This is a genomic window from Roseobacter sp. TSBP12 (genome assembly GCF_009129705.1).
In the GTDB taxonomy this organism is placed as follows: Bacteria; Pseudomonadota; Alphaproteobacteria; order Rhodobacterales; family Rhodobacteraceae; genus Celeribacter; species Celeribacter baekdonensis_A.
Genome location: NZ_PYIB01000024.1, coordinates 107,312 through 133,143, shown reverse-complemented (window position 1 = coordinate 133,143; position 25,832 = coordinate 107,312). Strand labels below are relative to the sequence as shown.

26 protein-coding genes, 1 tRNA gene and 1 pseudogene are annotated in these 25,832 nt (G+C 56.9%); 16 read left to right on the top strand and 12 right to left on the bottom strand.

The annotated features are described in order from the left end of the window. Nucleotides 1–50: 50 nt before the first annotated feature. The gene (locus C8029_RS06510; RefSeq protein WP_152002519.1) at nucleotides 51–470 is read left to right on the top strand and encodes a PepSY domain-containing protein; all 420 of its coding nucleotides are present in this window, start codon (nucleotides 51–53) and stop codon (nucleotides 468–470) included. A 633-nt stretch (nucleotides 471–1,103) separates the two neighbouring features. Further along, nucleotides 1,104–1,625: a helix-turn-helix transcriptional regulator gene (locus C8029_RS06505; protein WP_152002518.1), complete on the top strand. Its 522-nt coding sequence runs from the start codon at nucleotides 1,104–1,106 to the stop codon at nucleotides 1,623–1,625. Here the strand turns inward: C8029_RS06505 and C8029_RS06500 are convergent. The 4 genes from C8029_RS06500 to C8029_RS06485 all read right to left on the bottom strand — a co-directional run bounded on the left by C8029_RS06500 (nucleotide 1,622) and on the right by C8029_RS06485 (nucleotide 4,258). Beyond that, a complete protein-coding gene (locus C8029_RS06500; protein WP_152002517.1) occupies nucleotides 1,622–2,002 on the bottom strand; it encodes a DUF2237 family protein in 381 nt (126 codons plus the stop codon). The two genes, C8029_RS06505 and C8029_RS06500, sit on opposite strands and share 4 nt — an antisense overlap. A gap of 58 nt (nucleotides 2,003–2,060) precedes the next feature. Beyond that, nucleotides 2,061–2,747 carry an aminoacyl-tRNA hydrolase gene (gene pth / locus C8029_RS06495; protein ID WP_152002516.1) on the bottom strand — a complete coding sequence of 229 codons (687 nt, stop codon included), beginning with the start codon at nucleotides 2,745–2,747 and terminating at the stop codon, nucleotides 2,061–2,063. A gap of 30 nt (nucleotides 2,748–2,777) precedes the next feature. After that, a complete protein-coding gene (locus C8029_RS06490) occupies nucleotides 2,778–3,515 on the bottom strand; it encodes a glycerophosphodiester phosphodiesterase (RefSeq protein ID WP_009572074.1) in 738 nt (245 codons plus the stop codon). A 122-nt stretch (nucleotides 3,516–3,637) separates the two neighbouring features. Next, nucleotides 3,638–4,258, bottom strand: a complete 621-nt coding sequence (locus C8029_RS06485; protein WP_009572075.1) for a 50S ribosomal protein L25/general stress protein Ctc — start codon at nucleotides 4,256–4,258, stop codon at nucleotides 3,638–3,640. Nucleotides 4,259–4,481: 223 nt separating this feature from the next. On the opposite strand from C8029_RS06485, the gene C8029_RS06480 reads away from it, so the two are divergent. Next, on the top strand, nucleotides 4,482–5,639 hold the full coding sequence (locus C8029_RS06480; RefSeq protein WP_152002515.1) for an MFS transporter: 1,158 nt from the start codon (nucleotides 4,482–4,484) through the stop codon (nucleotides 5,637–5,639). Nucleotides 5,640–5,645: 6 nt separating this feature from the next. On the opposite strand, the gene C8029_RS06475 is transcribed toward C8029_RS06480, so the two are convergent. The 5 genes from C8029_RS06475 to trpA form a co-directional block, all read right to left on the bottom strand. After that, nucleotides 5,646–6,809, bottom strand: a complete 1,164-nt coding sequence (locus C8029_RS06475) for an alpha-hydroxy acid oxidase (protein WP_152002514.1) — start codon at nucleotides 6,807–6,809, stop codon at nucleotides 5,646–5,648. Between the two features lie 176 nt (nucleotides 6,810–6,985). After that, entirely contained in the window at nucleotides 6,986–7,765 is a 780-nt protein-coding gene (locus tag C8029_RS06470; RefSeq protein ID WP_152002513.1) for a hypothetical protein, read from the bottom strand. Between the two features lie 222 nt (nucleotides 7,766–7,987). Continuing rightward, the gene (locus tag C8029_RS06465; RefSeq protein WP_152002512.1) at nucleotides 7,988–9,232 is read right to left on the bottom strand and encodes a saccharopine dehydrogenase family protein; all 1,245 of its coding nucleotides are present in this window, start codon (nucleotides 9,230–9,232) and stop codon (nucleotides 7,988–7,990) included. Between the two features lie 43 nt (nucleotides 9,233–9,275). After that, entirely contained in the window at nucleotides 9,276–10,385 is a 1,110-nt protein-coding gene (locus C8029_RS06460; RefSeq protein WP_009572081.1) for a carboxynorspermidine decarboxylase, read from the bottom strand. Nucleotides 10,386–10,575: 190 nt separating this feature from the next. Further along, nucleotides 10,576–11,367: a tryptophan synthase subunit alpha gene (gene trpA, locus C8029_RS06455; RefSeq protein ID WP_009572082.1), complete on the bottom strand. Its 792-nt coding sequence runs from the start codon at nucleotides 11,365–11,367 to the stop codon at nucleotides 10,576–10,578. A gap of 126 nt (nucleotides 11,368–11,493) precedes the next feature. Here trpA and ychF point away from each other — a divergent pair, with 126 nt between their 5' ends. Beyond that, nucleotides 11,494–12,591: a redox-regulated ATPase YchF gene (gene ychF / locus C8029_RS06450; protein ID WP_152002511.1), complete on the top strand. Its 1,098-nt coding sequence runs from the start codon at nucleotides 11,494–11,496 to the stop codon at nucleotides 12,589–12,591. A 141-nt stretch (nucleotides 12,592–12,732) separates the two neighbouring features. On the opposite strand, the gene C8029_RS06445 is transcribed toward ychF, so the two are convergent. Further along, nucleotides 12,733–14,046, bottom strand: coding sequence for a coniferyl aldehyde dehydrogenase (locus C8029_RS06445; protein WP_226946255.1), 1,314 nt, complete (start codon nucleotides 14,044–14,046; stop codon nucleotides 12,733–12,735). A 385-nt stretch (nucleotides 14,047–14,431) separates the two neighbouring features. Here C8029_RS06445 and C8029_RS06440 point away from each other — a divergent pair, with 385 nt between their 5' ends. From C8029_RS06440 to C8029_RS06385, 11 genes are all read left to right on the top strand, one after another. Beyond that, the gene (locus C8029_RS06440; protein WP_152002510.1) at nucleotides 14,432–14,650 is read left to right on the top strand and encodes a hypothetical protein; all 219 of its coding nucleotides are present in this window, start codon (nucleotides 14,432–14,434) and stop codon (nucleotides 14,648–14,650) included. Between the two features lie 184 nt (nucleotides 14,651–14,834). After that, nucleotides 14,835–16,001, top strand: a complete 1,167-nt coding sequence (locus C8029_RS06435) for a nucleotide sugar dehydrogenase (RefSeq protein ID WP_152002509.1) — start codon at nucleotides 14,835–14,837, stop codon at nucleotides 15,999–16,001. An 11-nt stretch (nucleotides 16,002–16,012) separates the two neighbouring features. After that, nucleotides 16,013–17,023, top strand: a complete 1,011-nt coding sequence (locus tag C8029_RS06430; RefSeq protein WP_152002508.1) for an NAD-dependent epimerase/dehydratase family protein — start codon at nucleotides 16,013–16,015, stop codon at nucleotides 17,021–17,023. Nucleotides 17,024–17,121: 98 nt separating this feature from the next. Further along, nucleotides 17,122–17,211 (top strand) — tRNA-Ser (locus tag C8029_RS06425). A gap of 148 nt (nucleotides 17,212–17,359) precedes the next feature. Then, the gene (locus tag C8029_RS06420) at nucleotides 17,360–18,538 is read left to right on the top strand and encodes a tyrosine-type recombinase/integrase (RefSeq protein WP_152002507.1); all 1,179 of its coding nucleotides are present in this window, start codon (nucleotides 17,360–17,362) and stop codon (nucleotides 18,536–18,538) included. Then, nucleotides 18,510–19,301 (top strand): hypothetical protein, encoded by a 792-nt coding sequence (locus C8029_RS06415; protein ID WP_152002506.1) that lies wholly within the window; start codon nucleotides 18,510–18,512, stop codon nucleotides 19,299–19,301. The genes C8029_RS06420 and C8029_RS06415 overlap by 29 nt, the downstream gene beginning before the upstream one ends. A gap of 379 nt (nucleotides 19,302–19,680) precedes the next feature. Further along, a complete protein-coding gene (locus tag C8029_RS06405; RefSeq protein ID WP_152002504.1) occupies nucleotides 19,681–20,418 on the top strand; it encodes a helix-turn-helix domain-containing protein in 738 nt (245 codons plus the stop codon). Between the two features lie 145 nt (nucleotides 20,419–20,563). Next, nucleotides 20,564–20,893 (top strand): plasmid mobilization protein, encoded by a 330-nt coding sequence (locus C8029_RS06400; RefSeq protein WP_152002503.1) that lies wholly within the window; start codon nucleotides 20,564–20,566, stop codon nucleotides 20,891–20,893. Further along, nucleotides 20,887–22,431, top strand: coding sequence for a relaxase family protein (locus tag C8029_RS06395; protein WP_152002502.1), 1,545 nt, complete (start codon nucleotides 20,887–20,889; stop codon nucleotides 22,429–22,431). Before C8029_RS06400 ends, C8029_RS06395 begins: the two co-directional genes overlap by 7 nt. 205 nt (nucleotides 22,432–22,636) lie before the next feature. After that, nucleotides 22,637–23,047: a hypothetical protein gene (locus C8029_RS06390; RefSeq protein WP_152002501.1), complete on the top strand. Its 411-nt coding sequence runs from the start codon at nucleotides 22,637–22,639 to the stop codon at nucleotides 23,045–23,047. Then, a complete protein-coding gene (locus C8029_RS06385; RefSeq protein ID WP_152002500.1) occupies nucleotides 23,047–24,087 on the top strand; it encodes a TrbL/VirB6 family protein in 1,041 nt (346 codons plus the stop codon). The genes C8029_RS06390 and C8029_RS06385 overlap by 1 nt, the downstream gene beginning before the upstream one ends. A 93-nt stretch (nucleotides 24,088–24,180) precedes the next feature. Here the strand turns inward: C8029_RS06385 and C8029_RS06380 are convergent, their stop codons facing one another. Then, on the bottom strand, nucleotides 24,181–24,741 hold the full coding sequence (locus tag C8029_RS06380) for a hypothetical protein (RefSeq protein ID WP_152002499.1): 561 nt from the start codon (nucleotides 24,739–24,741) through the stop codon (nucleotides 24,181–24,183). 230 nt (nucleotides 24,742–24,971) lie between these two features. Here C8029_RS06380 and C8029_RS06375 point away from each other — a divergent pair. After that, nucleotides 24,972–25,208, top strand: a pseudogene (locus tag C8029_RS06375) (hypothetical protein); the annotation flags it as partial. A gap of 52 nt (nucleotides 25,209–25,260) precedes the next feature. Here C8029_RS06375 and C8029_RS06370 read toward each other — a convergent pair. Next, nucleotides 25,261–25,767 (bottom strand): hypothetical protein, encoded by a 507-nt coding sequence (locus tag C8029_RS06370; protein WP_152002497.1) that lies wholly within the window; start codon nucleotides 25,765–25,767, stop codon nucleotides 25,261–25,263. Between the last annotated feature and the right edge of the window lie 65 nt (nucleotides 25,768–25,832).

Sequence of the window (25,832 nt, the reverse complement as noted above, 5' to 3'; positions counted from 1 at the left end):
ACCTCCATCGCCTTTCTCGCTGCAGGCGTACCCGTCACGGCATTTGCGAGATGACCACCGAAGAAATCGTCGATATGTTCCCCGGCGCGCAAAAAATCGAAATCAAACGCCGTGCCAACACCACCAAAGTGGAAGTGCTTGTGGATGGTGAAAAGATCGAAGTGACATTTGACAATGCCACGAACCAAATCCGCAAACGTGAGACCGAGCGGCTTTCTGACAATGATTTGGCCGATGAGCTTGATGACATTGAGCAGCATAACGGCGATACTTACGCTGACGAAGATCATGATCGTGATGAGGCCGATGATGACAGCGATGATGATCGTGGCAGCTCTCATGACAATGATGACAATGATGACAGTGACAGTGACAGTGACGAGAGTGACAGTGACGACGATGACAGCGATAACGACAGTGACGATGATGGTGGCGATGACAGCGATGATGACGAAGGGGATGATCGCTAAGCCGCGCAGACAATCTGCCTGTCGCACGGCGCATCCCCGCGCCAGATGATAAAAATGACGTCCCCCGCGAAACCGCGCGGGAGACGTTTTCAAGGTGAGGATAGACGATGAATCGAAGACGCTTTTTCATAGGGTTGTCTGCGGCGCTCACCATGGGCGGGGCCGCATTGGCGCAGCCAGCCGAAGATATGATCCTCGCGCAATTGCGTCAGCAGGGGTTCAAAAAAATCACAGTCGGTCGCACCCTATTGGGGCGGACGCGCTTTGTCGCGACGGGCAACGGGCAAAGGCGTGAGATCATTCTCAATCCGGTCACTGGCGAAATTTTGCGTGATTTCTGGCAGGATGAGGTGGGGAACAAAGCCCCGCGGATTGTTGACAGTTCCGGGTCGCGTGATGCCGGTGACGGGCGGGAGGACGATACATCGCCTGATGAGGCAATGAGGCCGAGGACGACGACGATCAGGACAGCGACGATCAGGACGACGACAAAAGCTCCTCAGACCGCGAAGACCGCGAGGATAGTCGCGACGAGAGCGACAAAGAGGATGATGGTGGAGACGACGACGAGTCTGACGACGACAGCGAGGACTGAGCAGGGGCCGCACAGCCATTTATGCGGCAAGGGGAGGGATGCGTTTGCAAGAACGCTACATAATTTTGACCATTTTCATCGTGCAGGCCATCTGCGCGTTTTTCTTTGTGTCGGACATTCTTGGATCTGTGATCGGCCTTCGTGCCAGCCCGATCGCATGGCAAACCCGTGAGCTTATTGAAATTTTGGCCGCTGTTGGGCTACTCCTTGGCCTTGGGCTGGGGGGCATTGCTCTGAATCGCTCATTGCGTCACCGGCAAAGGGCCGAGGATAAATTGCGCCGCGCCTCATCGGCCTTTGTTGATGTGTTGGAGGAACGGTTTGCGATCTGGTCGCTGACGCCCGCCGAACGCGATGTGGCGTTGTTTTTGATCAAGGGCCTGTCCATTTCTGATATCGCGGCAGTGCGTGCCACATCGGAAGGCACGGTCAAGGCACAGATGGGCGCAGTCTACCGCAAAGCGGGCGTAAGTGGTGCTGCGCAACTGTTGAGCTTGTTCATCGATGATCTGATGGATGGCGTCACGGTCGAGACATTGCGCGACGATGAAGCCGCCTAGAGCGTCTCAATGGCGTGGGCTTTGAGCACCTCAAGAGGCACAATCTCAAGCGCGCGGACATGGGTCGAGGCCAAAGAGACTTTGGGCGCACAGCCTTCATCATGGGCCTGAAAAAACCGTGCGGCACAGAGGCACCATGCATCCCCCGGTTTGAGGCCGGCAAAGCCAAACTCCGGTCGCGGCGTCGAGAGGTCATTGCCAACATATTTCGAATAGGCGAGGAATTCCCCGGTCATCACCGCGCAGACCGTGTGAGATCCGCTGTCTTGGGGGCAGGTGTTGCAGGCGCCATCGCGAAAATAGCCCGTCATCGGATCGGTGGAGCAGGGCGCCAAAATGCCGCCCAAAACATTGACCGAAGGGGAGGGGGTGACCATCGCGCATCTCCTTTCGGGTCAAGGTAGAGGGTATGGCGCCGTGGTCAAGGGGAGAGGATCAGCGGAATTTGTCGCGCAGCGTGTCGAAGGGCGATTTTGGTGCCTCAGGCGCTTTTGATTTTGGGGCAGGCGCATCGGTTTTGGGAGCGCGGGCTTTGGTCCCGGTCGAGGGCCGGGGCGGGCTTGTGCGCAAGGCGACGGCATTGGAAAACTTTGCAGTATCACCAGCCGCCAGAGAGGCCGTTCCATCGGAACAGCCCCGGATCACATCGTCGAGCCAGTCCTGATCAGCCTTGGCAAAATCCGACAAGACATAGGGGGCAACGCGGTCCTTGTGGCCCGGATGGCCAATGCCCAAACGCACCCGGTCATAGTCCGCCCCGATATGTTGATGAATAGAGCGCAACCCGTTGTGCCCGGCATGGCCACCGCCGGTTTTGACCCGAACCTTGCCGGGCGCGAGGTCCAACTCGTCATGAAACACCACCACGTCGGCCGGGGTGAGTTTGTAAAACCGCATCGCCTCGCCCACCGATTGGCCGGAGAGATTCATAAAGGTTTCGGGCTTGATCAGGATCACCTTTTCGGACCCAAGTTTGCCCTCAGACACCTGACCCTGAAATTTGGACCGCCACGGCGCAAACCCGTGATCTTCCTGGACCCGGTCCACAACCATAAAGCCGATATTGTGGCGGTTTCCCGCATATTTCGTGCCCGGATTTCCGAGGCCGACAAACAAACGCATGACAGTCTCCTTTGGCGAAGACCTAGCGTGTCATGGCGCTTTTGGCGAGTCCTGAGAGGTGCGAAAGGCATGAAAGGCCGAGACGTGATCGGTGTTGAGGCACCCAACGCCCCAATCCCGGATCTGGGCAAAAAGCGCGGGCGAGACTGCGTCGGAATAGACCTGCGTGGCCAACCCTGCCGCCTGTGCCGCCCGGACGTTTTCAAGGGTGAAATCATTCTTGGCGTCATCGCAGGCATAGAATTCGACGATGGTGGCGTCAAATTTGTCGATCAGCGTCTCAGGCGTTGCGCGCCGCCAATGCACCATCTGGGCGACATCGGGGGCCGCGCGCAGCATGTCGAGGTGCATCTGTTCCGAAAAGGAGCAGGTGTAACACTGTGCGGCGATGTCGAGGCGATGGATGATTTGGGCGATGGCGTCGCAATCGGCCCATTTGACTTCGATGTAGAAGGCTGCGCGGGATTTGAAGGCGTCCAAAAACGCATCGAGACGGGGAACGGGCGTTGTCGCAAATCGAGCATCGAACCAAGCGCCCGCATCCAGGGCATCGACCTCTTTCGATGTCATGTCGGCGATCGGGCCGGTGCCGTTGGTGGTGCGGTCCACGGTCTCGTCATGCATCACATAAAGCACGCCATCACGGGTTTGGCGCACGTCGAATTCAAGAACATCCCCGCCCTGCGCCAAGGCAGCCTCGAAGGCGGGAAATGTGTTCTCAGGCGCGCTGAGGCGTGCGCCGCGGTGGCAGGCAATCTGTGTCATCATGCGCCCGTGCTAAATGGGCGAGATCACAGGGGCATGACGTTTGGCGTGGAAATGGGGGGCAAAACGAAAAACGCGAGCCCCAAAGGACCCGCGTTTCCATGCCTGAACAGGGCGGCTGAGGATTATTCCTCTGCAGCGGCCTCTTCGGTTTCTTCATCATCCGAGCTGCCAAGGCCAGCCGGTGCGGTGATGTTTGCGATGACGAAATCGCGGTCGATCACGGCTTTGGTGCCTTTGGGGAGTTCGATGTCGGAAATGTGGTACACATCGCCGATGGTGCCTTTCGAGATGTCGAGCGTGATGTGATCGGGGATATCCGCCGCAGTCACGATCAGTTCAACCTCGGTGCGCACATGGGTGACAACACCACCTTTTTTGATGCCCGGGGACACTTCCTCGCCGACGATTTCAACCGGAATGAACAGGTTGATGCGGGAGTTGCGGTGCAGGCGCATGAAATCGACGTGAGTCGGAAGGTCTTTCACCACGTCGCGCTGAACGCCACGGCAGATCACGCGCACGTCGTCCTGGCCTTCAACTTTGAGGTTGAACAGCGTGGACAAGAAACGGCCCGCTTTCAGGCGTTTCAACAGCACGTTGAACGGAAGGTTGATCGGCATCGGTTCTTTGTCGTCACCGTAAACGATACCCGGTACGAACCCGTCACGACGAGCTTGGCGAGCGGCGCCCTTGCCTGTCCCCGCGCGTACCGTGGCAATAAGATCAGGAATCTCACCAGCCATTTTAAGTCTCCAAATGTTAGGGCGGGACTCCTCCAAGGCTGTAGTCCCGCATGAAGTCGCGCGTATAGGCGAGATTCTCCCAAATTGAAAGCCCCATCTTGCTTGCCCCGGCACGCGAGGGTGCAAATGCGACTTGTGGCCCGGGCTGCTTGCGATATACCTTATCCAAAGCGCTTTGAATAAAGCGCATCCAATCCGATTCAGTACAGCTTTGGAGCCTGATATGGCAAAGACCTTTTTACGCGCGCTTACGGTTTCGCGCGGTCCTATTTTGGCGCTGGGCGCCGTCGGCGTGGTCTGGGGCACGTTCGCCGCGATGGTCCCTGTCATTAAAATTCAGGCACAAGCCAGTGATGCTGCCTTTGGCGCAGCCCTTTTGGGGTCTGCGGCTGGGGGGATGGTGGCCATGTATATTGCCCCCAAACTCTCTGAGACCCTTGGGCGCTTTGTCTTGCCCCTTTTGGCAGGTCTGTCGATGATGGTGCTGCAATTGCCGATTTTTGCCGCATCAACCGCCCTGCTTTTCCCCGTGATGGTTGCGCTTGGCATGGCCGTGGCCAGCCTCGACATCAACGCCAACCTGCGGATTTCGCAACTTGAAGAGCGCCATGGCCTGCACCTCATGAACCTCAATCACGCGATGTTTTCCCTGTGTTTCGGTACGGCAGCGCTGTTTGTGGCGACGTTGCGACAGTCCGGCTGGAGCATCGCGCAGGTCTTGCCTCTCATGGGTGGGGTCGTCTTGGTGTTGGGTCTTCTCACATTTGAAGCGCGCGATCCGGTTGTCCCGGACACCGACGAAGACGACGCACATGAGACGCCCGGTTTGCCATGGCGTCCGATCCTGTTGGTCGCTTTGATGTTGTTTGTGTCCTTTGTGGGCGAAAACGCCATCGAATCCTGGTCGGCGCTGTTTCTTGAACGCGAGCTTGGCGGTGCGGCGGGGCAGGGCGGTTTCGGTCCCTCCACCCTTGGCTTTACCATGGCCACGTTTCGTCTTTTGGGGCATTTGGGTACACAGCGGCTCGGCGAGGCACGCGTGGTGCTGTGGTCAGGCGTTTTGGGGGTGATCGGGGCGCTGATCCTGTCTCAGGCCCAAACCCAACCGATCGCGCTGTTTGGGATCGCCGTCACCGCAATCGGTATGGCGGTGATCGTGCCAACCGCGACCTCTCTTTTGGGCAAACGCGTGTCGCGTCGCCATCGCAGTCTCGCCATTTCCCGCGCGTGGATGTTGGGCTTTGTCGGTTTCTTTGTCGGCCCCTCAACCATCGGTTTCGTGTCTGATCATTTTGGCTTGCGCGTGGCGTTTTTATGCGTCGCAGGGATGCTTGCTCTGATCATCCCCGCGGTGCTTTCATTGACCCGTGCGCGGAACTGACTGGGGTTACGCCCAGCGACCGGCGAAATCTTCAGGTACCAAAACCATATCCCGGTCGACCTGATCCACGGTTCTGCGGCCGCAAAGCGCCATGGTGGTGTCCATTTCCTTTTGGATCACCTCAAGAGCTTTGGTCACGCCAGCTTCGCCCATGGCACCAAGCCCATGGACAAACGCGCGGCCAATATAGGTGCCTTTTGCGCCCAGAGCCAAGGCTTTGAGCACGTCTTGCCCCGAGCGAATGCCGCTATCGAGGTGCACTTCGATCTTGTCGCCGACCGCGTCCATGATTTCGGGCAGCATCCGAATGGAAGACAGTGCGCCATCAAGTTGGCGTCCGCCGTGGTTGGAGACCACAATGGCGTCCGCGCCGATATTGGCTGCCTGTTTGGCATCTTCCGCGTCCAAAATGCCTTTGAGGATGACGGGACCGTCCCACATCCGGCGCAGCTCTGCGATCCGGTTCCAGTCGAGTGACTGATCAAAGGCTTCCGCAGTCCATGCGCTCAGAGAAGACGGGTTGGTGACGCCCTTGGCATGGCCGACAATGTTGCCAAAAAAGCGTCGTTTGGTGCCGAGCATTTCAAGGCCCCATTGCGCCTTGGTCATCATATTGGCGATGGATTTGGGCGTGAGTTTGGGCGGGGCGGAGAGGCCGTTTTTCAGATCTTTGTGGCGCTGGCCCATGATTTGTAAATCAACGGTGATCACCAAAGCGGAACATTTGGCATCTGTGGCACGGGCAATCAGGCGGCGCATGAAGTCGTCGTCTTTGAGGGTGTAAACCTGAAACCAAAAGGGTTTGTCCGTGTGTTCGGCGACGTCTTCGATGGAACAGATCGACATGGTCGACAGGGTGAAAGGCACGCCAAATTTCGCCGCCGCCTTCGCCGCTTTGATCTCGCCATCGGCGCGTTGCATCCCGGTCAGTCCCACAGGGGCAAGGGCCACGGGCATGGCCACATCTTGCCCAATCATTTTAGAGGCGGTCGAGCGGCCCGTCATGTCCACAGCGATGCGTTGGCGCAGGCGGATCTTGTCAAAATCGGTGACATTTTCGCGAAAGGTCTGCTCGGTCCAGGACCCGCTTTCGCAATAGTCATAAAACATCTTTGGCGTACGTATTTTATGCAGCCGTTTGAGGTCATAAATATTGGTGATGACAGGCATTGCTGATCCTAGATGGTGGAATTGGTTTTCTAACTTAACCAATTTGCACATATTGAGGCCAAAGCCAAGGCCAATTGCTGCGGCGTTTTGTGCGGGCACAGTGGCACATCGGATCAGCCTAGGTTCAATATGGTTGTGTTGCCCAAAGTCTGATGTCTATGAGGGGGCGCGGTCGATTACAGGCTCATAAAAATGGCAATGTTTTCGTGCAGCTTCGTGTCCACAAACTCAATGCCAAAGGACATGTCTGGCAGCAGGTCGATCATGTCTTGACCATTCGGATTCTCGATGACCCCTTCAAACAGCGTTTCGAGCCCGACCCAGTCCTGCCATGTGTTGAACGCCGCCTGTTCAAGCACATCTGGCTGCGCAATAGGGGATTGTGCCGGGCGCACGAAAGTCAGATCAAAGATATTCTGATCGAAGGTCGCAAGGATGTCTTTGAGCTTCTCCACTTGTGCTGCACCTGCTTGCGCCCCGTGCGCGAGATGAAGGAGACAGGCCTCTTTGCCCGCCTCTTGCAACAGTCGGCTTTGATTTGTGGCAGTGGCAATGATCCGGGTTCGGACCAGTTTTTCCGGCGCTTGGTTCACCGAGGTTTGAAGTTCCAGAGATTGTGAAACATTGCGCCAGAGTTTTTCCAGAGATTGCGATTTAAACGTGAGTTTGAGCACCTCTTCATCTGTCAGACCTGTATCCGAGAGAAAGGCCGCCACTTTTTTGTCGAGTCCTTTCCAAACCATCTCAACAGAGCCAATTTGGGTGCGGATGTTGCCGTTTGTGATCGGGGAGATGGCATCGTTGCCCTCAGTGAGGGCCACAAGAGCTAGAGAAATCTCCGTGCGGGTCTGTTCGATCACCCGACGATTGCGTGCGACATCAATTCCGGCCTGCGCGAAACAGATACTTCTGACAAGACGGTGACCAAGCGCGCTTTGCTCCCCGATCAAGAGCACATGTTGGTCATATGATGTCTCTACCTCCGCGGCGTGCAGGGGGCCGATACTGGCGACCACTGTTAAACAAATCACAAAGAGGAGGCGGATGAAGGGCATGGGCGTCTCGCTGGTTTTACTGCGCTGACCTTGTGCGATTCGCCTTTCCATTCTCTTAAATTGCGATCAGAGACTATAAAAAGCCCGCCAAACAGCGGGCTTTTTCAGCTCGGAGAGGTAGGTTTAGGCATCCCAGGCCTTGTCTTCGCCGCCAAGGCCGCCGATCTGAACACGGGTCGGAAGGCCCATTTTGTCCAGCAGCGTAAAGAACGGTTTCGGATCCATTTCCTCAACGTTTTTCATGGTTTTCGCGTCCCATTCGCCAGAAGCCACCAACATCGCAGCGGCCACGGGCGGTACGCCTGCCGTGTAGGAGATGCCTTGCGATCCGACCTCGTCAAAGGCCTCTTTGTGATCGGCGACGTTGTAGACAAATATCTCGATGTCCTTGCCGTCTTTCACGCCCTTCACCAGATCGCCGATGCAGGTTTTCCCGGTGTAATCAGGGGCCAAGGAGGACGGGTCGGGCAACACGGCTTTGACGACTTTGAGCGGCACAACCTCTTGGCCTTCCGCGGTCATCACCGGCTTTTCGGACAAAAGGCCGAGGTTTTTCAAAACGGTAAAGACGTTGATGTAATGATCGCCAAAGCCCATCCAGAACCGCACATCGGCTTTGGGGTAATTGGCGGCGAGGCTGTGCACCTCATCATGGCCCGATTGATAGGCCTTTTGCGTGCCCACAACCGGCAAGTCCCATTCGCGGCCGGAGGCGAACATCGACGTCTCTTTCCATTGCTGGTCTTCCCAGTAATAGACCGTGCCGGTGAATTCGCGAAAGTTGATTTCGGGATCGAAATTGGTGGCGAAATATTTGCCATGCGACCCGGCGTTGATGTCGACGATGTCGATGGATTTGACCTCGTCCATCTGATCGGCGGCAAAGCGGGCAAAGGCGTTGACCACACCCGGATCAAACCCGGCCCCAAGGATTGCGGTGACACCCTTCTCGGCGCACAGATCGCGCTTTTTCCATTCATAATTGCCATACCATGGCGGGATTTCACAAATTTTCGCCGGATCTTCGTGGATCGCCGTGTCGATATAGGCCGCACCCGTCTCAATGCAGGCATCCATTACCGTCATGTTGACAAAAGCGGAGCCGACGTTGATCACGATCTGGGCACCGGTCTCGCGGATCAGGGCCGCCACCGCCGCACTGTCCATCGCATCGACCTGATGGGCCGCCAGAACGCCCTCTTGTTTCATCGCGCGTTTGGCATGCACGGTCTCAAGGATGGATTCGCATTTCGAAAGCGTCCGGCTGGCGATATGAATATCCCCCAGCACATCGTTGTTTTGAGCGCATTTATGCGCCACGACCTGAGCGACGCCGCCAGCGCCAATGATGAGTACGTTCCGTTTCAACGGTCGAGACCCCCTATCGTTTGGGTGGTGAGTGAAAGCGGCCTCAGCCGAGCGCCGCGACGAAATCCGGATACCCGAAGGAGCGGGCTATGGTGATGGACCCATCCAATTCGCGCAGGGCGATGGAGGGCATTTGCACACCGTTAAACCAGTTCTTTTTAACCATTGTGTAACCAGCGGCGTCCTGAATCGAGATTTTATCGCCAATTTCGAGCGGTTTGTCGAACAAGGCGTCACCAAAGATGTCCCCGGCCAAACAGGTTTTGCCCGCGATTTGATAGGCATGCGTGCCGTTTTGCGGCAATTTCGCCGTCTCGCGGTAGATCAACAGATCCAGCATATGCGCCTCGATCGAGCTGTCGACGATGGCAACTTTTTTGCCCCGATCTTCACTTTTGGTGTCGATGATGTCGAGCACGGACACTTCCAACGTGGTCGAGCCGGTGATCGAGGCCTCGCCAGGTTCAAGATAGACCTGAACACCCATCGCATCCGAGAAGGCTTTGAGGCGATCCGCGAGCTTGTCCAAAGGATAGTCATCGCCGGTAAAATGAATGCCGCCGCCCAAAGAGACCCAGTCCAAACGTTTCAAAAACGTGCCAAACTCGGCTTCGATCCGGGTCAATTGATCGGAAAACAGATCGAAATCGCGGTTTTCACAATTATAGTGGATCATCACGCCGGTGATGCGATCCAATGCGCTCTCAAGCCGATCCATGTCCCATTCGCCCAGCCGCGAAAAGGGCCGCGCCGGGTCCGCAAGATCAAATCCCGAGGTCGAAAACCGTGGGTTCAGGCGCAGTCCGGTGGCAATGCCTGTCGCCTTGGCTCCGAAACGATCCAACTGCCCGAGAGAGTTGAAAATCAGCTTGTCAGCATGGCTGACAGCTTCGTCAATCTCGTGATCGGCCCAGCCGACGGAATAGCCATGGGTTTCCTTGCCGAACTTCTCCGCCCCGAGTTTCAGCTCATAGAGTGACGACGAGGTCGTCCCGTCCATATAATCGCGCATGAAATCGAACGCCGGCCATGTGGAAAAACATTTGAGCGCCAAAAGCGCTTTGGCACCGGAGCGCTCACGCAGCCGGGCGATTTTTTCCATGTTGGGCAACAGGCGCGCCTTGTCGATGAGGTAGTAAGGCGTCTGGATCATCGTGGGTCCCCTCACGGTTTCAAAAGGGATGAACGGTGTGAGGGGCACTTAGGGCGATTCATCCTCTAGGGCAAGGAAAATACGGATGTACCGCCTCTGCTCTCATATCCGTATTGGGAGGTGGACCGGGTAAAGCATTGCGCTCCCCCGACCAGAAATGCGCTACGTTTTTGGCGTATTAAAGAACGGGTTAGGCGCGATGTGCGCCTTCGGCCAAGGCGGCGACATAGGCGATGATCTCATCCACCGACTTGCCCTGTGCGATCTCATTGACAATCGCGGACCCAACCACGGTGCCGTCAGCCACGCTTGCGATCTCTTGGGCCTTCTCGGGGGTCCGAACGCCAAAGCCCACGATCACTGGCAGGTCCGTCTTGGCCTTGATCCGCGCCACTTCCGGGGCGACGTCGGCGCCAGAGGCGGCGGCGGCGCCGGTGATCCCGGTGATCGAGACGTAATAGACAAAGCCCGAGGTATTGGTCAGCACTTTCGGCAGGCGTTTGTCATCGGTGGTCGGCGTGGCCAAACGGATAAAGTTCATTCCGGCCTTTTGCGCCGGAATGCACAGCTCGTCATCTTCTTCGGGCGGCAGATCGACGATGATCAACCCGTCAATCCCGGCCTCAACCGCATCGACCAAAAACTTATCGACACCGCGCGAATAGATCGGGTTGTAATAGCCCATCAAAACGATCGGGGTGGTGTCATCGCCCTTACGAAATTCTGCTGCCATATCAAGGGTCTTTTGCAAGGTCATGCCGTGATCCAGCGCGCGCTGACCGGCCAGTTGAATGGTCGGACCATCGGCCATCGGATCGGTAAAGGGCAGGCCCAGCTCGATAATATCCACGCCCGCACCGGGCAGGGCTTTGACAATCTCAAGCGACTTTTCAACATCGGGATCGCCTGCCATCACATAGGCGACAAAGGCTTTTTTGCCCTGAGCTTTGAGCTCTGCGAATTTGGCGTCGATGCGGGTCATAGGGGCCTCCGGCTTGCAAGTCTTCACCGGGTTTGGCCGATCTTTGCGCCAAGTGCAATGGCGAAGGCTTGCGCGAGGCCTCTTTGCGCCTTAGACACGCGTGGAATCTGAACAAAGGGACGCGATATGGGCTTTAAAATGGGAATTGTCGGGCTGCCGAACGTGGGCAAATCGACGCTGTTTAATGCTCTGACCAAAACGGCAGCCGCGCAGGCGGCGAATTTTCCGTTCTGCACGATTGAGCCCAACGTGGGCGAGGTTGCAGTGCCGGATGCGCGTCTGGACAGTTTGGCCGAGATCGCCGGGTCAAAGCAGATCATTCCAACGCGGATGACATTCGTTGACATCGCGGGTCTGGTCAAAGGTGCCTCAAAGGGTGAGGGGCTTGGCAACCAATTCTTGGCCAACATCCGCGAATGCGACGCCATCGCCCATGTGGTCCGTTGTTTTGAAGACGGCGATGTGACCCATGTCGAAGGCCGGGTTGACCCGGTCGATGATGCGCAAGTGATCGAGATGGAATTGATGTTGGCCGATTTGGAAAGCATCGAAAAACGCCGGGCCAATTTGGCGCGCAAACTCAAAGGCAATGACAAGGAGGCGCTTCAGCAAGACCGCCTTCTGGCCGCTGCCCAAGCCGCCCTTGAGGCCGACAAACCGGCCCGGTCCGTCGAGATCGACCCGGATGACCTGAAACAATGGCGGATGCTGCAACTTTTGACGCAAAAGCCGATCCTCTATGTCTGTAACGTTGAGGAAGAAAACGCCGCCAAGGGCAATGCGCACTCAGAAGCGGTCGCCAAAATGGCTGCGGAGCAGGGTGCGGGCGCGGTGGTGATTTCGGCCAAGATCGAGGAAGAAATTTCTCAGCTTGAGGCGGAAGAAGCCGAGATGTTCTTGGGAGAAATGGGACTGGAAGAAGCCGGTCTCGACCGTCTGATCCGCGCAGGCTACGAGTTGCTGCATCTGGAAACCTATTTCACCGTCGGTCCGAAAGAGGCCCGCGCTTGGACCATTCAAAAAGGCACCGCCGCACCGCAAGCTGCGGGTGTGATCCACGGCGATTTTGAAAAAGGCTTCATCCGCGCGGAAACCATCGCTTTTGCAGACTTTGTGCAATTTAAAGGCGAAACTGGCGCGAAAGAAGCCGGCAAAATGCGCGCTGAGGGCAAGAGCTACATCGTCCAAGATGGCGATGTGATGCATTTTTTGTTCAGCCGCTGAGGCAGTTTCCAGCAGATCTAAAATCTTTGAGGGCCGTCCGTTTGGGCGGTCCTTTATGTTACATAAAGCTGCGCAAACGTTTGAGAAGCCGGGCTTTGAGGCCTTTGAATGGGGGCTCCACCAAAGCCATCCCGTTCCACTTCACTTGGCGGACCACGGGTTTGAGATGGGAAAACGTCTCGAACCGGCGCGGCCATGATAGGCGCCCATGCCAGAGGCACCGACACCGCCAAAGGGCAGTGTGTCAAAGCCCACATGGATCACCGTGTCATTGACTGTCACACCGCCCGAAATGGAGTGATCGAGCCACAGGTTCTGCTCGGCGCGGTCCTCGGCAAAGACATAAAGTGCGAGCGGATGATCGCGCCCGGCGACAAAATCAAGCGCCTCTTGCGGCGTGTCATAGGGCAGGATCGGCAGGATTGGCCCAAAGATTTCCTCCTGCATCAAGGCGATGTCCAAAGGCGGGTCGAGCACGAGGGCGGGGGCGAATTTGCGGGCATTCCCGGTTCCGCCGTCAAGCCGGATCACCTCGGCCCCGCGCATTTTTGCCTCCGACAACAGCGCGTCAAGCCGGGCCAGATGACGCTCCGTGATGATCCCGGCAAAATCAGGGCTTTGCGCGCCTTGCGGATAGAACCGCATCATCGCGCCCATCACCGCGTCGGCCATGGGGCCAATTTTATGACGCGGCACCAAGACATAATCGGGCGCGACACAGACCTGACCGGCATTGGCGGTTTTGCCCCAGGCGATGCGCCGCGCGGCGCGGTCCAGATCGGCGGAGGGCATCAGAATGGCGGGGGATTTGCCGCCCAATTCCAAGGTCACCGGCGTCAAATTTCGCGCCGCCGCCTCGGCCACTTTGCGGCCCACAGCGGTGGAGCCGGTGAAAAACAGGTGATCAAAGGGCAGGTCGGAAAACGCCGCCGACACATCGGGGCCGCCGGTGATCACACTGATTTCGTCGGGGGCAAAGGCATCGGTGATCATGTCGCGCAAGGCGGCGGAGGTGCGCGGCGTCAATTCCGAAGGTTTCAGCATCACCCGATTGCCCGCAGCCAGAGCAGCCGCGATGGGCGCAAGCGACAGCATCACCGGAAAATTCCACGGTGCGATCACGCCGACCACGCCCAAGGGCTGGGGTCGGATTTCAGCGCGAGCAGGTTTGTAAATCAACGGCGTACGGATGCGCCGGATTTTCATCCAGGCTTTCAGGTGGCGTTTGGCGGTGCGAATCTCGCCAAAACTCACGTCGATGTCAAAGGTCCGGCTTTCCTGTGCACTGCGATGGGAAAAATCGTCGGACATGGCGGTGAGCAGCGTGGGCTCCGCTTTGGTCAGGGCGTTCTCCAGCCGTGTGAGACGGTCGAGGCGCACCTCATAGGATACCACTGGTTCCGCGCGATGGGCACGGCGCATGGCCTCGAAAACGGATGGCATCTCGGTATTCATATGTCGTCTCCCCCGGTCTGTTCGGCATTGAGCCAGAAAACAGGAGCCATAGGAAGGCGGCAGATGCGTTGTGTCGTGACGTCAGAGGCCCAAAAGGCGGCGCATTGTGGCGCGAATGCCGTTTTGCGACGGTTCCAACAGGCATGCCAAAACGAATGCGAAAGGTCTGATCTCGGTCATGTTGCAGGTTCCTACGCCTGATTGTCTCTCATATGCCCCTGTTACCTCTAAATTGTCTCGATTGCGTGACAGATGGGGCAGGGGCGCGCCCAAAAAATCACCTGTTTCAACGTTTCATTAGGAGCTTTGTGGTTTTGTGGCGGCATGGATTGGCGGGGGCCGATTTTGTGCCTGTGGGCGCAGTTTTGTCACGTGGGGTGAAAACATGTCAAAGATCGGAAAAAGCCTGTTCTCACGCCCGGTGTGTCCGCGCCTTGGGATGCTGATGCTTTTGGGTGTGATGGCGGTGAGTGCGCCGCAGGTGGCACTGGCGGCGTTTCCAAATCTGAAAAACCGCGCGGCTGTGCCGATGGGCGATCCTGTGGATCAACCGCCCGTGAGTGTCGGGCGTGGAGAAGGCGAAATTTCACCTTTTCCCAAGTGAGGCGCTTGGGGGTTTTATGCCGCCTCGACCCGCTTACAGGCGCAATATTTTGAGTGTGATCGGCCGATGACGTGCCGGATTTGTCTCATATATGAGGGCATTGACGATCTGGGCTAGATAGGCGCGTGCGCTTCCTCTATCACGTTCGTGTCTGAGGTTTGTCCTCTCATACGAAAGGGTCCCCATGAAGATCGCAGTCGCTGGTATTGGGTATGTTGGGTTGTCGAACGCGGTTTTGTTGGCGCAGAACCATGATGTTGTGGCCGTGGATATTTCTCCCTCTCGTGTCGATATGCTCAACGCGCGCAAATCCCCCATCGCCGATGCCGAACTTGAAGAGTTTCTGGCGCATAAGTCTCTTGAATTGCGGGCGACGACGGATGGAAAAGCGGCCTACGCGGACGCAGATTTTGTGATTGTGGCGACGCCAACGAACTATGACGCCAAGTCCAATTATTTCGACACGTCGAGCGTGGAGAAAGTCATTTTACAGGTGCTCGCCGTTAATGAAACGGCAACGATCGTGGTGAAATCGACCACTCCCGTAGGCTTTGTCAACCGGATCAGAGAGGAATTCGATACCGATCAGGTGATATTCAGCCCTGAGTTCTTGCGCGAAGGCCGTGCGCTCTATGACAACCTGTATCCCTCGCGGATCATCGTTGGCGAACGTTCGGATCGGGCGCGGGTGTTTGCGGATTTGCTGCTTGAGGGTGCGATCAAAAAGGACGTTGAGGTTCTGTTCACCGATGCGGATGAGGCCGAGGCGATCAAACTGTTTGCCAACACCTATCTCGCGATGCGGGTGGCGTTTTTTAACGAATTGGACAGCTATGCGATGGCTGGCGGGATGGACAGTCGCCAGATCATCGAGGGCATCGGTTTGGACCCGCGCATCGGGTCGCATTACAACAATCCGAGTTTTGGCTATGGCGGTTATTGCCTGCCGAAAGACACCAAGCAACTCTTGGCGAATTATTCGGAAGTGCCACAAAACCTCATTCGCGCCATTGTGGATGCCAATCGTACCCGCAAAGATTTCCTCTCCGATCAGATCATCGCGAAGCGTCCAAAAGTGGTTGGCGTGTACCGTTTGGTGATGAAGGCGGGGTCCGACAATTTCCGCCAATCCTCGATCCAGGGCATCATGAAACGCATCAAAGCCAAGGGCATCGAGGTCATTGTCTATGAGCCGGTGATGACGGAGAGCGCGTTTTTTGGCTCGCGTGTGGTCAATGATCTGGCCGCGTTCAAAGCCGAGGCGGACGTGATCGTCGCCAACCGCGTCACCGATGACATTTCTGATGTTTCTGAGAAAATTTTCACCCGCGACCTGTTTGGCGCGGATTGAGGACAGACCCTATGCCCACAGCTCTCGTCACCGGCGCGGCCGGATTTATCGGCTCTTTTGTCTGCCGCACTCTTTTGGAGGACGGCTTTCGTGTGATCGGTCTGGATTGCCTGTCCGATTATTATGACGTGGCCCTCAAGGAGCGCCGTGAAGACACGTTGTTGGCCTATGATGGCTACCGCGCGGTGCATGATAAGGTCGAAACACCGGGCCTATTGATGTCGCTGTTCGAAGACGAAAAGCCCGATGTGGTGATCCATCTCGCGGCTCAGGCGGGGGTGCGTTATTCGATCGAGAATCCGCGCTCCTATCTTGAAAGTAACCTCATCGGCACGTTTGAATTGTTGGAAGCGGCGCGCGCCTTTCCCCCCAAACACATGCTTTTGGCCTCCACCTCATCGGCCTACGGTGCCAATACCGAAATGCCGTACCGCGAGACCGACAAGGCCGACCATCAGATGTCGTTCTATGCCGCGACCAAGAAATCCACGGAAAATATGGCGCATTCCTACGCGCATTTGTTTGACCTGCCGATCACCATGTTCCGCTTCTTTACCGTTTATGGTCCCTGGGGGCGCCCCGATATGGCGCTGTTCAAATTCACCAAGGCGATCTTGGAGGACAGGCCGATCGACGTCTATAATTTCGGCGATATGAAGCGCGATTTCACCTATGTCGAAGACCTCGTGCATGCCATCCGCCTGTTGATCGATACGGTGCCGGTGCGGCCCGAGGATGGCGTGGTGGAGGAGGGCGACAGCCTGTCGCCAGTTGCGCCTTTCCGGGTGGTGAACATTGGCAACTCCGACGCCGTGCAATTGGTGGAGTTCATCGAAGCCATCGAGGCCGCGACCGGCAAAAAAGCCACGCGCAACCTCATGCCGATGCAAGCCGGCGACGTGCCCGCCACTTGGGCCAATGCCGATCTGTTGCAAAAACTCACCGGATACGCGCCGAAAACTGCAGTGAAAGACGGCGTTGCCAAATTCGTAGGGTGGTATCGGCAGTATTACGACAAGTGATCGCCGCCCTGGCACGCAGATCGCATGCAGAAAAACATGCGCTCATAGGGTGTCATTTTATCTTGTGTCTCTGAAACGCCTCCATTACACGGGTCGGCGGAGACGTGGCCGAGTGGTCGAAGGCGCTCCCCTGCTAAGGGAGTAGGCCCGGAAGGGTCTCGAGGGTTCGAATCCCTTCGTCTCCGCCACCTACCATTTTCATTGAATGGCCTTGGGGCGTTTGTTAGCGTATAAGTATATGGACTTATGCGCTTATTTTCATTCGTTGATTGTGTTCGTTTCACTTCGATTGCGCTCGGTTCTGTTCGTTGCGTGGTATGAAAGGTGGTACGTTCCATGGCCTACACCTCAGGAAAATTGACAAAGAATCTCGTCCGAACCCTTGGCCCAGGGCGGCATGGCGACGGAAATGGTCTCTACCTTGTCGTGGACCCATCCGGCGCTCGGCGCTGGATCGTGCGGGTAACTGTGAAAGGCCAGCGCAATCGACAGGGCAAGCCAAACCGAACCGACTTCGGGCTAGGCGGCGCTGACATCATAACGCTTACAGTCGCGCGAGAACGCGCCCTTGAGTATCGTCGCCTTGCCAAACAAGGGCTTAATCCAAAATACCACAAGGACCAAGATGTGCCTTGTTTCGAAGAGGTCGCTCGGCAGGTCCATATCGAACGCTTGCCGACCTGGAAGAATCCTAAACACGGACAGCAGTGGATCAATACGCTCGCAGACTATGCTTTTCCCAAGATCGGTCGAATGCCAGTTTCGGATATCGATCAGCCGGAAATATTGCAGGTGTTGTCACCCATCTGGACCACGAAGCACGAAACCGCGCGGCGCGTCGCACAGCGAATGAAGGCCGTCCTCGATGTCGCTCGGTCGCACGGTTACCGCGAGGGTGAAAATCCTGTGACAGTCGTGATGGATGCCCGCGTTCTGCCGCGCGTGAAGGCCAAGGTGAAGCACCACAATGCAATGCGCTGGCAGGATGTGCCCGCATTCTACGCGCAGCTCTCGGCGCAAAGTGGGATGGCGGCGAAGGCGTTGATGTTCACCTGCCTGACGGGCTGCCGAACCAGCGAGGTTCTGCAAGCCGTTTGGGAGGAGTTTGATTTCGATGAGCTGATTTGGACGATCCCCGACGAGCGTACCAAAACGGGGGCCGAGCACCGTGTTCCGCTGACGGACCAAATGTTGGAAATCATCGAGCCACTGAAGGCACTTCGGTCTGAGTGTGTCTTCGAAGGACAGCGGCGGCATAAGCCGCTCTCGAACATGTCAATGCTGATGCTGCTGCGGCGCATGGAGATCGAAGGGGTGACCGTTCACGGGTTTAGATCAGCGTTTCGGGACTGGGCGTCTGATGTGGGCAACCACTCTCGCGAGGTGGCGGAAATGAGCTTGGGACACAAGGTCGGGTCAGAGGTGGAGCGGGCTTATGCACGGTCGGACCTGCTGAACAAACGTCGTGAACTGATGGAGAGTTGGAATGGATATGTTCGCTTCGCCAAATTCTGAGCGGCTTTATGATATGATTGACGAACTGGATTCCTCGCGAAACGCCACGCTTAGGCGAATGCAATCATCTAAAGGCAGGAAAATACCCAAATGGTGGCCGGAAGAAGGGCACGAGTTGGATCGTAGAAGCCCTTTTTTTCAGGACTATTTGGGTGTCGTGAAAGAGTTAAACCATTTTCTTGAAGATCTATTTGGGGTTAGTTTTTGCGAGTTTGAGAAGTATAAACTTGCCGTGGCAATGCACGGGATCTTAGACCCAAGATTTTCCTTGGGGCCAAATCAGCTTGATCGGGGCCGTCAAACAGAGGTTATGAAGCAACTGGAAAAAGCCCAACGGGACTTGGCCAAAGCGACAAATGCGCTTCGTTCAATTCCTTACCCAGCAAGTCTTCAGGTGAAACCCATCCTCGATGATCTCGAGCGCCAGCGGAGCCTTATAAAGATCGAGAGGTTGCAAAATTTCTATCAGTATCAAAAGTCGCAGGTGCAATCCAAAGCCAACGAAAGGGCGGTTAGTCTCGCTCGCTTTCTAAGGGTCGGATTCGAAAGATACACCAACACCGTATGTCGAGCGTCCAAAGACGCAGACGGCTATATCTGCTCCGAATTTGCGCTCGCAGTAGAAAGGCTATTTCACCATATCGGCTTAGAAGCGGACGCTTTTGAGCCTGCACGCCAAGCGCTTTCTGATGGGGATGACGAGTTCTTCACTTTGGCGGTATCGGTGGTTCTAGAAGATCCGCGCGTGGTGATAACTCTCTAGCAGTTTTCTTTTTGGGAGCTCAGTTTAGACAGCACGAGCGCAAACCAGCACAATCAGACGCAACCAAACCGTGGAGCGAAGCGGCAACTGGAGGCGACTGAAATCCAATGGAAATATTTGACAACAAACGTGTCTACGATGACAGCGATGACGAACTTGACCTGATCGCCCCGAAAGCGAAAAGGGCACAGTGGCGGCACCGCCGTGTAGGGCCTCCTTTCCTGAAGTTCGGTAGGCGCGTAAAATATCATGGTGCCGATCTAAACACTTGGATCAACGGCAATCGTGTGGCGACGACCTGCGCCGAAATGCAGCGGTATGGCTGACCTAACACTCTGGTGTTGGGCGCTAGCTCAAATGCTGAAAGGCAGGTCCCAGGATGATTGATCTTGAGAGCTTTAAAGCTGTTCGCATTCAATGGCACAAAGCATTGTTCGCCAGCCCTCTTTTGTCAGGCTCCGAGAAGGCACTTGGTGCCTACTTGGTCAATGTTCGGTTGAACTGGCGCACGGGCCAGCTGAATCCAGCAGTTGCAACGATTGCCCGTGACATGAGTGTTGAACCTCGCACAGTCCAGCGAGCAGTCAACAGCTTAGAACGTCTGGGGTGGTTTAACGCTGATCGCGGAAACGGTCGCAAGCGTTCGACGAACTATCAGATAACGGATGAATCCATCGAGATCGCAGAGCACATCAAGAGGGAAGCATGTGGAAAAAAGGATGACGGATTTGTCACCCTTTCCATCGTCAAACCCTGGCAGGAACGTCGCAATGAGGTGACATCGCTGTCACAGAAACGGCGACAAGAATGTCACTCAAAGAGTATAAGTAAAAATAAAACGAAAACTACGCAGGCTGAGGTGGCTCCATGCAAGTACACGCCTGCGGTTTTCGTTCCCGGTGGGAGCAGCATATTTGAGCGGGAGTGGGATGATCGGCTGGTAAAGTCAGGCCGACTGGAACTCCGGCGCCTTCTCAAAGAGGTCAAGTACGAAGGGAGGCGGGGCTATTGGCTGCCTGCCACTTGGCCTGCTCGCTTGGGAAGCGCAGAACTGCGGCTCCAAATATTGCAACTCGAAGATCTGGCATCACTCCCGAAAGCGGAAGGGATGGCATGAGATGACCGGATCTGAGCAAGGAGCAAGGCGACCCGGTTCTAGGTCTACGACCATCGAACCGGAGCCTTGCGAGGGGCGGCAAGCCTCCCCTTCGAACCCCAACCGGACCGCGCGAGGCGCGGTCGCCTCGGAGAAGCAGGAAGCCGTGTTCTTCTACTGCTCCACCGAGGAAAAGGCGCTGATCCGGCAGGCGGCTGCGGATCGCGGGCTGTCCATGTCGGCCATGCTTCGGCAGCTCGCCACCGGCGCCACTCCGAAACGGCGTAAGCCCGCACCCCGTGTCGATCCTGCGCTCGTTCTGGCTGTGTCCCGCTATGGCGGGAACCTCAACCAGATTGCGCGGTGGCTCAACACGGCAACCCGCGCGGGCCGTGCCAGCGAGGTCGAGGCCCTGCGCGTGGCGGCGGCGCTGGTCGGCATCGAGCGGCAGTTGGCGGAAGTCCTCGCACAGCACCGGAGGTCACGCGGATGCTGATCAAGTTCTTCCCCAACGGCAAAGGCGGCGGTGCGGGGCCGGTCGAATACCTGACCGCCCGCACCGTGCTGGCCTATGACGACAACCGCGATCTGATCCGCGATGCGTCCGGCCAGCCCATGACCGTGACGCGAGCGCCTCTGCCGGAGGTAATGCGCGGCGATCCTCAGGGCATGATCGATCTGATTGATGCTTGCCCGCACCAATGGACCTATCGCGCCGGTGTCGTCAGCTTTGCCCGCGAGGACGCCCCAACCGAGGATCAGCAGCAGGAAGTGATCGACCGCTTCGAGGAGATCGCCTTCGCGGGGCTCGATGCGGATCGCTATGCCTGTCTCTGGGTGCGCCACACCCACGAGGATCGCGTCGAGCTGCATTTCTGCACGCCGCGCATGGAACTGCACAGCGGGCGCAGCCTCAACATCGCGCCGCCCGGCTACGAACGCGCCTTCGACAGCCTGCGGGACCTGATGAACAAGACCCACGGCTGGGCCGACCCCATGGACGTGGAGCGCGCGGCCGAGGTCAAGCCTTTGTCGGAAGCGCCCGACCGCGCCGCCGGGCGCGATGGGCTCCATTCCTGGATCGCCGACCAGATTTCCATGGGGCTGATCGAGGATCGCGCCGGGATGGTCGCCGCCCTGACCGATGCGGGCTTCGAAGTGCCCCGCGCGGGCAAGAATTACCTGACCGTCAAAGACCCCGATACCGAAGAACGGTTTCGCCTGAAAGGAGAGATTTTCCATGAAGACTGGAGAGCCGAAGCAACGGCTGAGCGAAAAGCTGAACGCGGACATGGAGCGGATCAGGGCAGAGAACGCCGCCTCGATCGACGCACAGTTGCAGAGCTTCAGGACCGATTTGAGGACCACTGCCGAAAGCGCGCTGGCTATAATCAAGACCGATACGGAAGGCTACCTGCTACGCGTGAGGAAACACCTCATGCGGCAGAGCGCGAATGCAGCGCGGCCGGAATGGAAAGCGCTGATGTGGCCGACGCTGGTGGCCTGCGGTCTGATGATCAGCACCGGACTTTCGACTTGGTCAGTCATGACCTGGCTGACGCCGAACCTGGAAACGATGGGCCTCAGAGTGATCGAGCGTCCGGAGGCGACTTATCTGATCCCACGCAACGGCCAGACTACGCTAGCCCGTTGTGCGCTAGCGGGCGCGCCCGTGGACTGCCTGAAGATCCTGAAGGAGTGAGAAATGGATGGTCTGACGCCGTTGGAACGCGAATTGCTGAGCTACGTCGAACAGTTGACGGAAGCCTCGAAGGCATCCGCGCAGGAATTAACCGCCTCCGGACAGGACAGGCGGACAGAGCTGGATGGGTTGCGCGGCTCCATGATCGCGTTGCTCAGGTCGCAGCTCTCATTGGTCGCAACCTTGAGCGGCTGGATGCAGGACGGCCCCGACACCGCGCAGGCGCACTCGAAACTCAAGGACAGCATGGCACACGCGTTGGAGGCGCAGAAGCGCCTCGTGACGCGGTGACCGACGAGATCGGGGAGGACGTGCATGGCCTGCGCCATTGATCGGCGCATCCGCACCCCACCGGACACGCAACACTGAACAGGCGACACCGGACACTGAACACGCGACACGCGACACGCGACACGCGACACGCGACCGTGGCCACTCAACAGCGAACAGTCAACACGCAACACGCAACACCGGACAAGCGACAGGCAACACGCAACACCGAACAAGCAACACTGAACAAACGACGGGAGTAACCGCATGATTTATCGAGCTATCCTATTTCTGGCTTTGACTAGCGCTCCGGCGATGGCTGACCAGATCGAGTTGAGCAATTCCATCCAACCCGCAGAGACCGACCGCTACGGTTGCGCGATCCGCCCGCGACCGGAACATCTGACTTTCCGGTCGTTTCGAGATTCATGGCGCTCAGTGGCAGCGGACGACCTCTATAGCTTGAAGCGGCATCAGATGGCGCTGGAGGCCGGTTCTTGCGATTGCGAGACTCTATGGCCCGACTGGGCGATCATCGAGGACGAGTACGCGGAACTGGGTTTTGCCGCCCCGATCGCCACCGACAGCCTGCACATCGCATGGTCGGCGGAAGAGTATTTCCCTGTCATTTCCGATCTTCGGGATCGGTTGCGCACTCAGTGCCAGGAGGCTGAGTGATGGGTATCGTTAACTTTATCGTATCAGCCGCAGACGAGGGTCTCGAGAAAGTGGCTACCTCGCAGTTCGCGGCGGTCGCGGAGGTCTCCGGCACGATAGTTGTCGGGGCCGCGACCCTCGCGATGATCGTTTTGTTTATCAACATGGCATGGCAAATCCGCCCCATGGACGGGAAAGAGCTGCTGGTCTTGTCATTCAAGATCGCTTTGATCAACACATTCGCGTTCAATTGGGCAAATTTTAACTTCGTCAGCGGTCACATAATCGACGGCCTCGATGAACTGGCTGGGCGCTTGGTCGGCTCGGCAATCGGGGTAGACCTCGCGGGACCCAGATATTTCGCCCTTCGTTTTGACCTTCAGCTCGACAGGCTGGCCGAATACGGCAACTCGGCCACATCGCATATGGGGGCGGTCAGCAAGGCTGTGATGGGAGTCTTCTTCATGGCTCTTCTGGCTGTAATCGGCGGCGCGGCGGGCGCTGTTCTCGTTCTGGCAAAGATGATGATGACATTCCTGATAGGTATCGCGCCCATCATGATCCTCTGCTCGATGTTCCCGGTGACGAAGGACTATTTCCACCGATGGGTGTCTTCGCTGGCGAGTTTTGCCCTTTACCCGGTCGTGATGGCTGGCGTTTTCTCGATGGTCTTCGGCCTGGTGAGCCAACTGGTCGGCCAGATCGGATCGCCGGATTCTGTCAAGCAGGTTGGAGCGACGCTTCCCTTTCTGGCTGTAGTCATACTTTCGCTTGTGATGGTCGTGGCGATCCCGTTCATCGTGCCGATGATATCGGGCAACTTGCAGGCAGGCTGGGCGGCCGCAACCGTTGGAGGCAGTGTCCGGCGAATGATGCCGCAATCCCGCCCGATGCAACCGAACCGAATGTCCTCAAACGCAAAGAGCGATGCAAACCGGAGGTTGAATCCAGGAGCGGACGCGTCCCGTTCCTCAGCCGCCGCAACAGATCCTCGCCCTTCGACCGGCACAGGGGCCAAGATGCAACGCTTGATGGACCGTGCCGACAGGTTGAAAAAATGAAGTTCCTTCGCCGGATCGGCCCTCCGATATCTGGAGGTCTCCGGGCCGATCCGGCGAAGCTTCAGAACAGCACATTTATTAGCAGAAATTTCTTCAGTCGGACTGCGTCGCTTTATGACGCTCGTCTTTCTGAGACTGTGTACCCAAGCTCACGTCAGCAAGTGGCGCGTCGTGGTAGGAACGGAGTCTCAGCTGCGCTATGGGCCAATCCGCTATGTTGCCTGGGAACCAGCCGCGGACGCTTTGGCTATACAAATCATCGACGCCTTCTTGAAAGGTGATGTTGAATATCTTTCGCGAGAAGACACGCGGTGCAGTTAGTACCCGAGAAGTGTCAGGCGATGAGAGGCCAAGGGCAGCCTTCAGGAAGCCGTTGATCTCGCCCCGATTTCCCCAAGCTCCTGCTACTGGAGAGACCGCTTCTTCAATCTCCTTGAACATCGCTGCGCCTTGCTCAGTTATGGCGATACACTCAAAAATCATGGGCATACCATCAGATGTCACGGCTTGGACGACATCCGGTTTGCCCCAGCCGACCTGAACCAGCCGTCGAGCTTCGTTTGCGGAAATTTCGCGATCGCGCTTAAGACGAAAGAGCGCAAGGCCGGTAAAATTGAGCTCGACTTGGGCAACGATTTTCTCTGGTGGTAACATTTTGACTATCCGATCCGGAAAGCGGTGACGGTTATGGTAGTCCAGCGGTGACTGGCCACAACTTGCTCGCGCGAACAAAATCGTAACATAAGTTGACCGCTTTCATCTTCCGAAAAATATCCTCTGGGGGAGCGCCGCTAGGCGCTGGGGCAGATCGCCCCTGAAAAAACATCTGAAAAATCGCCTACAGCGATCTTGTATCGCAATATTGAAGCCCTAACGGTCAGGCTGCGAGCCGCTGTACCGTATTCATGGGTGGGCAGCATATGGGGGGCATTGCTTACACTGCGACCGAAAATGCAGACACCAACGGGTTCAATGAGAACCTAACCGTCGAGGCCGATGAGCAAACCCTGTATCTGCGGAGTATGGGGATGGCACACTTCGGCCAAAACAGAGACCAGAAGCTGACGTTTGAGGGTGCGGCAGAAACTTACTGGCAGATGTTTGTGCAGCCACTTCAGTGACAACCGCGACACCTTCAAAGGTTTCTGTTCTCTTTGTTTTCTGATGTTTTCATCAAGGTGGCGAAACCTGCTTGGCGAGATGACGGAAGATCACGGGCGCGAGGCCAGTCTCGGGATCAATCTCGTTGAGGACAATCTTCCAAGACCTGAATACTGCTTCGATGGGTGCCCGATTGGAAACGGTGCCGGTCAGTGGAAAGTTGATCTTGCTCTTCATGGGGCCTCGAGGCTGAGCCGCACACAAGCCATAGGCACCGCTCCACATGACGATATCGCCAATTTCAGGTGAGGCATAGCCTCCCACTTGGATATCGCCAGTGGGGTCGATCACCAGCTTCCAGTCTTGGCCGTAGGAAAGGCAGAGGTCAGGCTTGTGTCCCACATAGTGAATACTGAACAGGTCACCGTCTTGGTCATGCATTGTAGCAAAACCAAGGTCCTGATCGAGCTTGACAACAAGCATGGCGAGTTCGGCCCCCCGGCCAAAGTTGCAGAGACCGATTTCTCCCACTTCGAAGTCGGCCATTGGCTTGAGAGTTGTTGAAAATTGAATTTCCATAGGACCACCTAAACTGGCTGAGGGCAGCATTCCGTCTGCGGATTTCATGCGATGATACTCAAGTA

Coding starts and splice junctions, on each gene's coding strand:
- C8029_RS06510 (WP_152002519.1), top strand. CDS start 51: ATGACCACCGAAGAAATCGTCGATATGTTCCCCGGCGCGCAAAAAATC.
- C8029_RS06505 (WP_152002518.1), top strand. CDS start 1,104: ATGCGTTTGCAAGAACGCTACATAATTTTGACCATTTTCATCGTGCAG.
- C8029_RS06500 (WP_152002517.1), bottom strand. CDS start 2,002: ATGGTCACCCCCTCCCCTTCGGTCAATGTTTTGGGCGGCATTTTGGCG.
- pth (WP_152002516.1), bottom strand. CDS start 2,747: ATGCGTTTGTTTGTCGGCCTCGGAAATCCGGGCACGAAATATGCGGGA.
- C8029_RS06490 (WP_009572074.1), bottom strand. CDS start 3,515: ATGATGACACAGATTGCCTGCCACCGCGGCGCACGCCTCAGCGCGCCT.
- C8029_RS06485 (WP_009572075.1), bottom strand. CDS start 4,258: ATGGCTGGTGAGATTCCTGATCTTATTGCCACGGTACGCGCGGGGACA.
- C8029_RS06480 (WP_152002515.1), top strand. CDS start 4,482: ATGGCAAAGACCTTTTTACGCGCGCTTACGGTTTCGCGCGGTCCTATT.
- C8029_RS06475 (WP_152002514.1), bottom strand. CDS start 6,809: ATGCCTGTCATCACCAATATTTATGACCTCAAACGGCTGCATAAAATA.
- C8029_RS06460 (WP_009572081.1), bottom strand. CDS start 10,385: ATGATCCAGACGCCTTACTACCTCATCGACAAGGCGCGCCTGTTGCCC.
- trpA (WP_009572082.1), bottom strand. CDS start 11,367: ATGACCCGCATCGACGCCAAATTCGCAGAGCTCAAAGCTCAGGGCAAA.
- ychF (WP_152002511.1), top strand. CDS start 11,494: ATGGGCTTTAAAATGGGAATTGTCGGGCTGCCGAACGTGGGCAAATCG.
- C8029_RS06445 (WP_226946255.1), bottom strand. CDS start 14,046: ATGAATACCGAGATGCCATCCGTTTTCGAGGCCATGCGCCGTGCCCAT.
- C8029_RS06440 (WP_152002510.1), top strand. CDS start 14,432: ATGTCAAAGATCGGAAAAAGCCTGTTCTCACGCCCGGTGTGTCCGCGC.
- C8029_RS06435 (WP_152002509.1), top strand. CDS start 14,835: ATGAAGATCGCAGTCGCTGGTATTGGGTATGTTGGGTTGTCGAACGCG.
- C8029_RS06430 (WP_152002508.1), top strand. CDS start 16,013: ATGCCCACAGCTCTCGTCACCGGCGCGGCCGGATTTATCGGCTCTTTT.
- C8029_RS06420 (WP_152002507.1), top strand. CDS start 17,360: ATGGCCTACACCTCAGGAAAATTGACAAAGAATCTCGTCCGAACCCTT.
- C8029_RS06415 (WP_152002506.1), top strand. CDS start 18,510: ATGGATATGTTCGCTTCGCCAAATTCTGAGCGGCTTTATGATATGATT.
- C8029_RS06405 (WP_152002504.1), top strand. CDS start 19,681: ATGATTGATCTTGAGAGCTTTAAAGCTGTTCGCATTCAATGGCACAAA.
- C8029_RS06395 (WP_152002502.1), top strand. CDS start 20,887: ATGCTGATCAAGTTCTTCCCCAACGGCAAAGGCGGCGGTGCGGGGCCG.
- C8029_RS06390 (WP_152002501.1), top strand. CDS start 22,637: ATGATTTATCGAGCTATCCTATTTCTGGCTTTGACTAGCGCTCCGGCG.
- C8029_RS06385 (WP_152002500.1), top strand. CDS start 23,047: ATGGGTATCGTTAACTTTATCGTATCAGCCGCAGACGAGGGTCTCGAG.
- C8029_RS06380 (WP_152002499.1), bottom strand. CDS start 24,741: ATGTTACCACCAGAGAAAATCGTTGCCCAAGTCGAGCTCAATTTTACC.
- C8029_RS06370 (WP_152002497.1), bottom strand. CDS start 25,767: ATGGAAATTCAATTTTCAACAACTCTCAAGCCAATGGCCGACTTCGAA.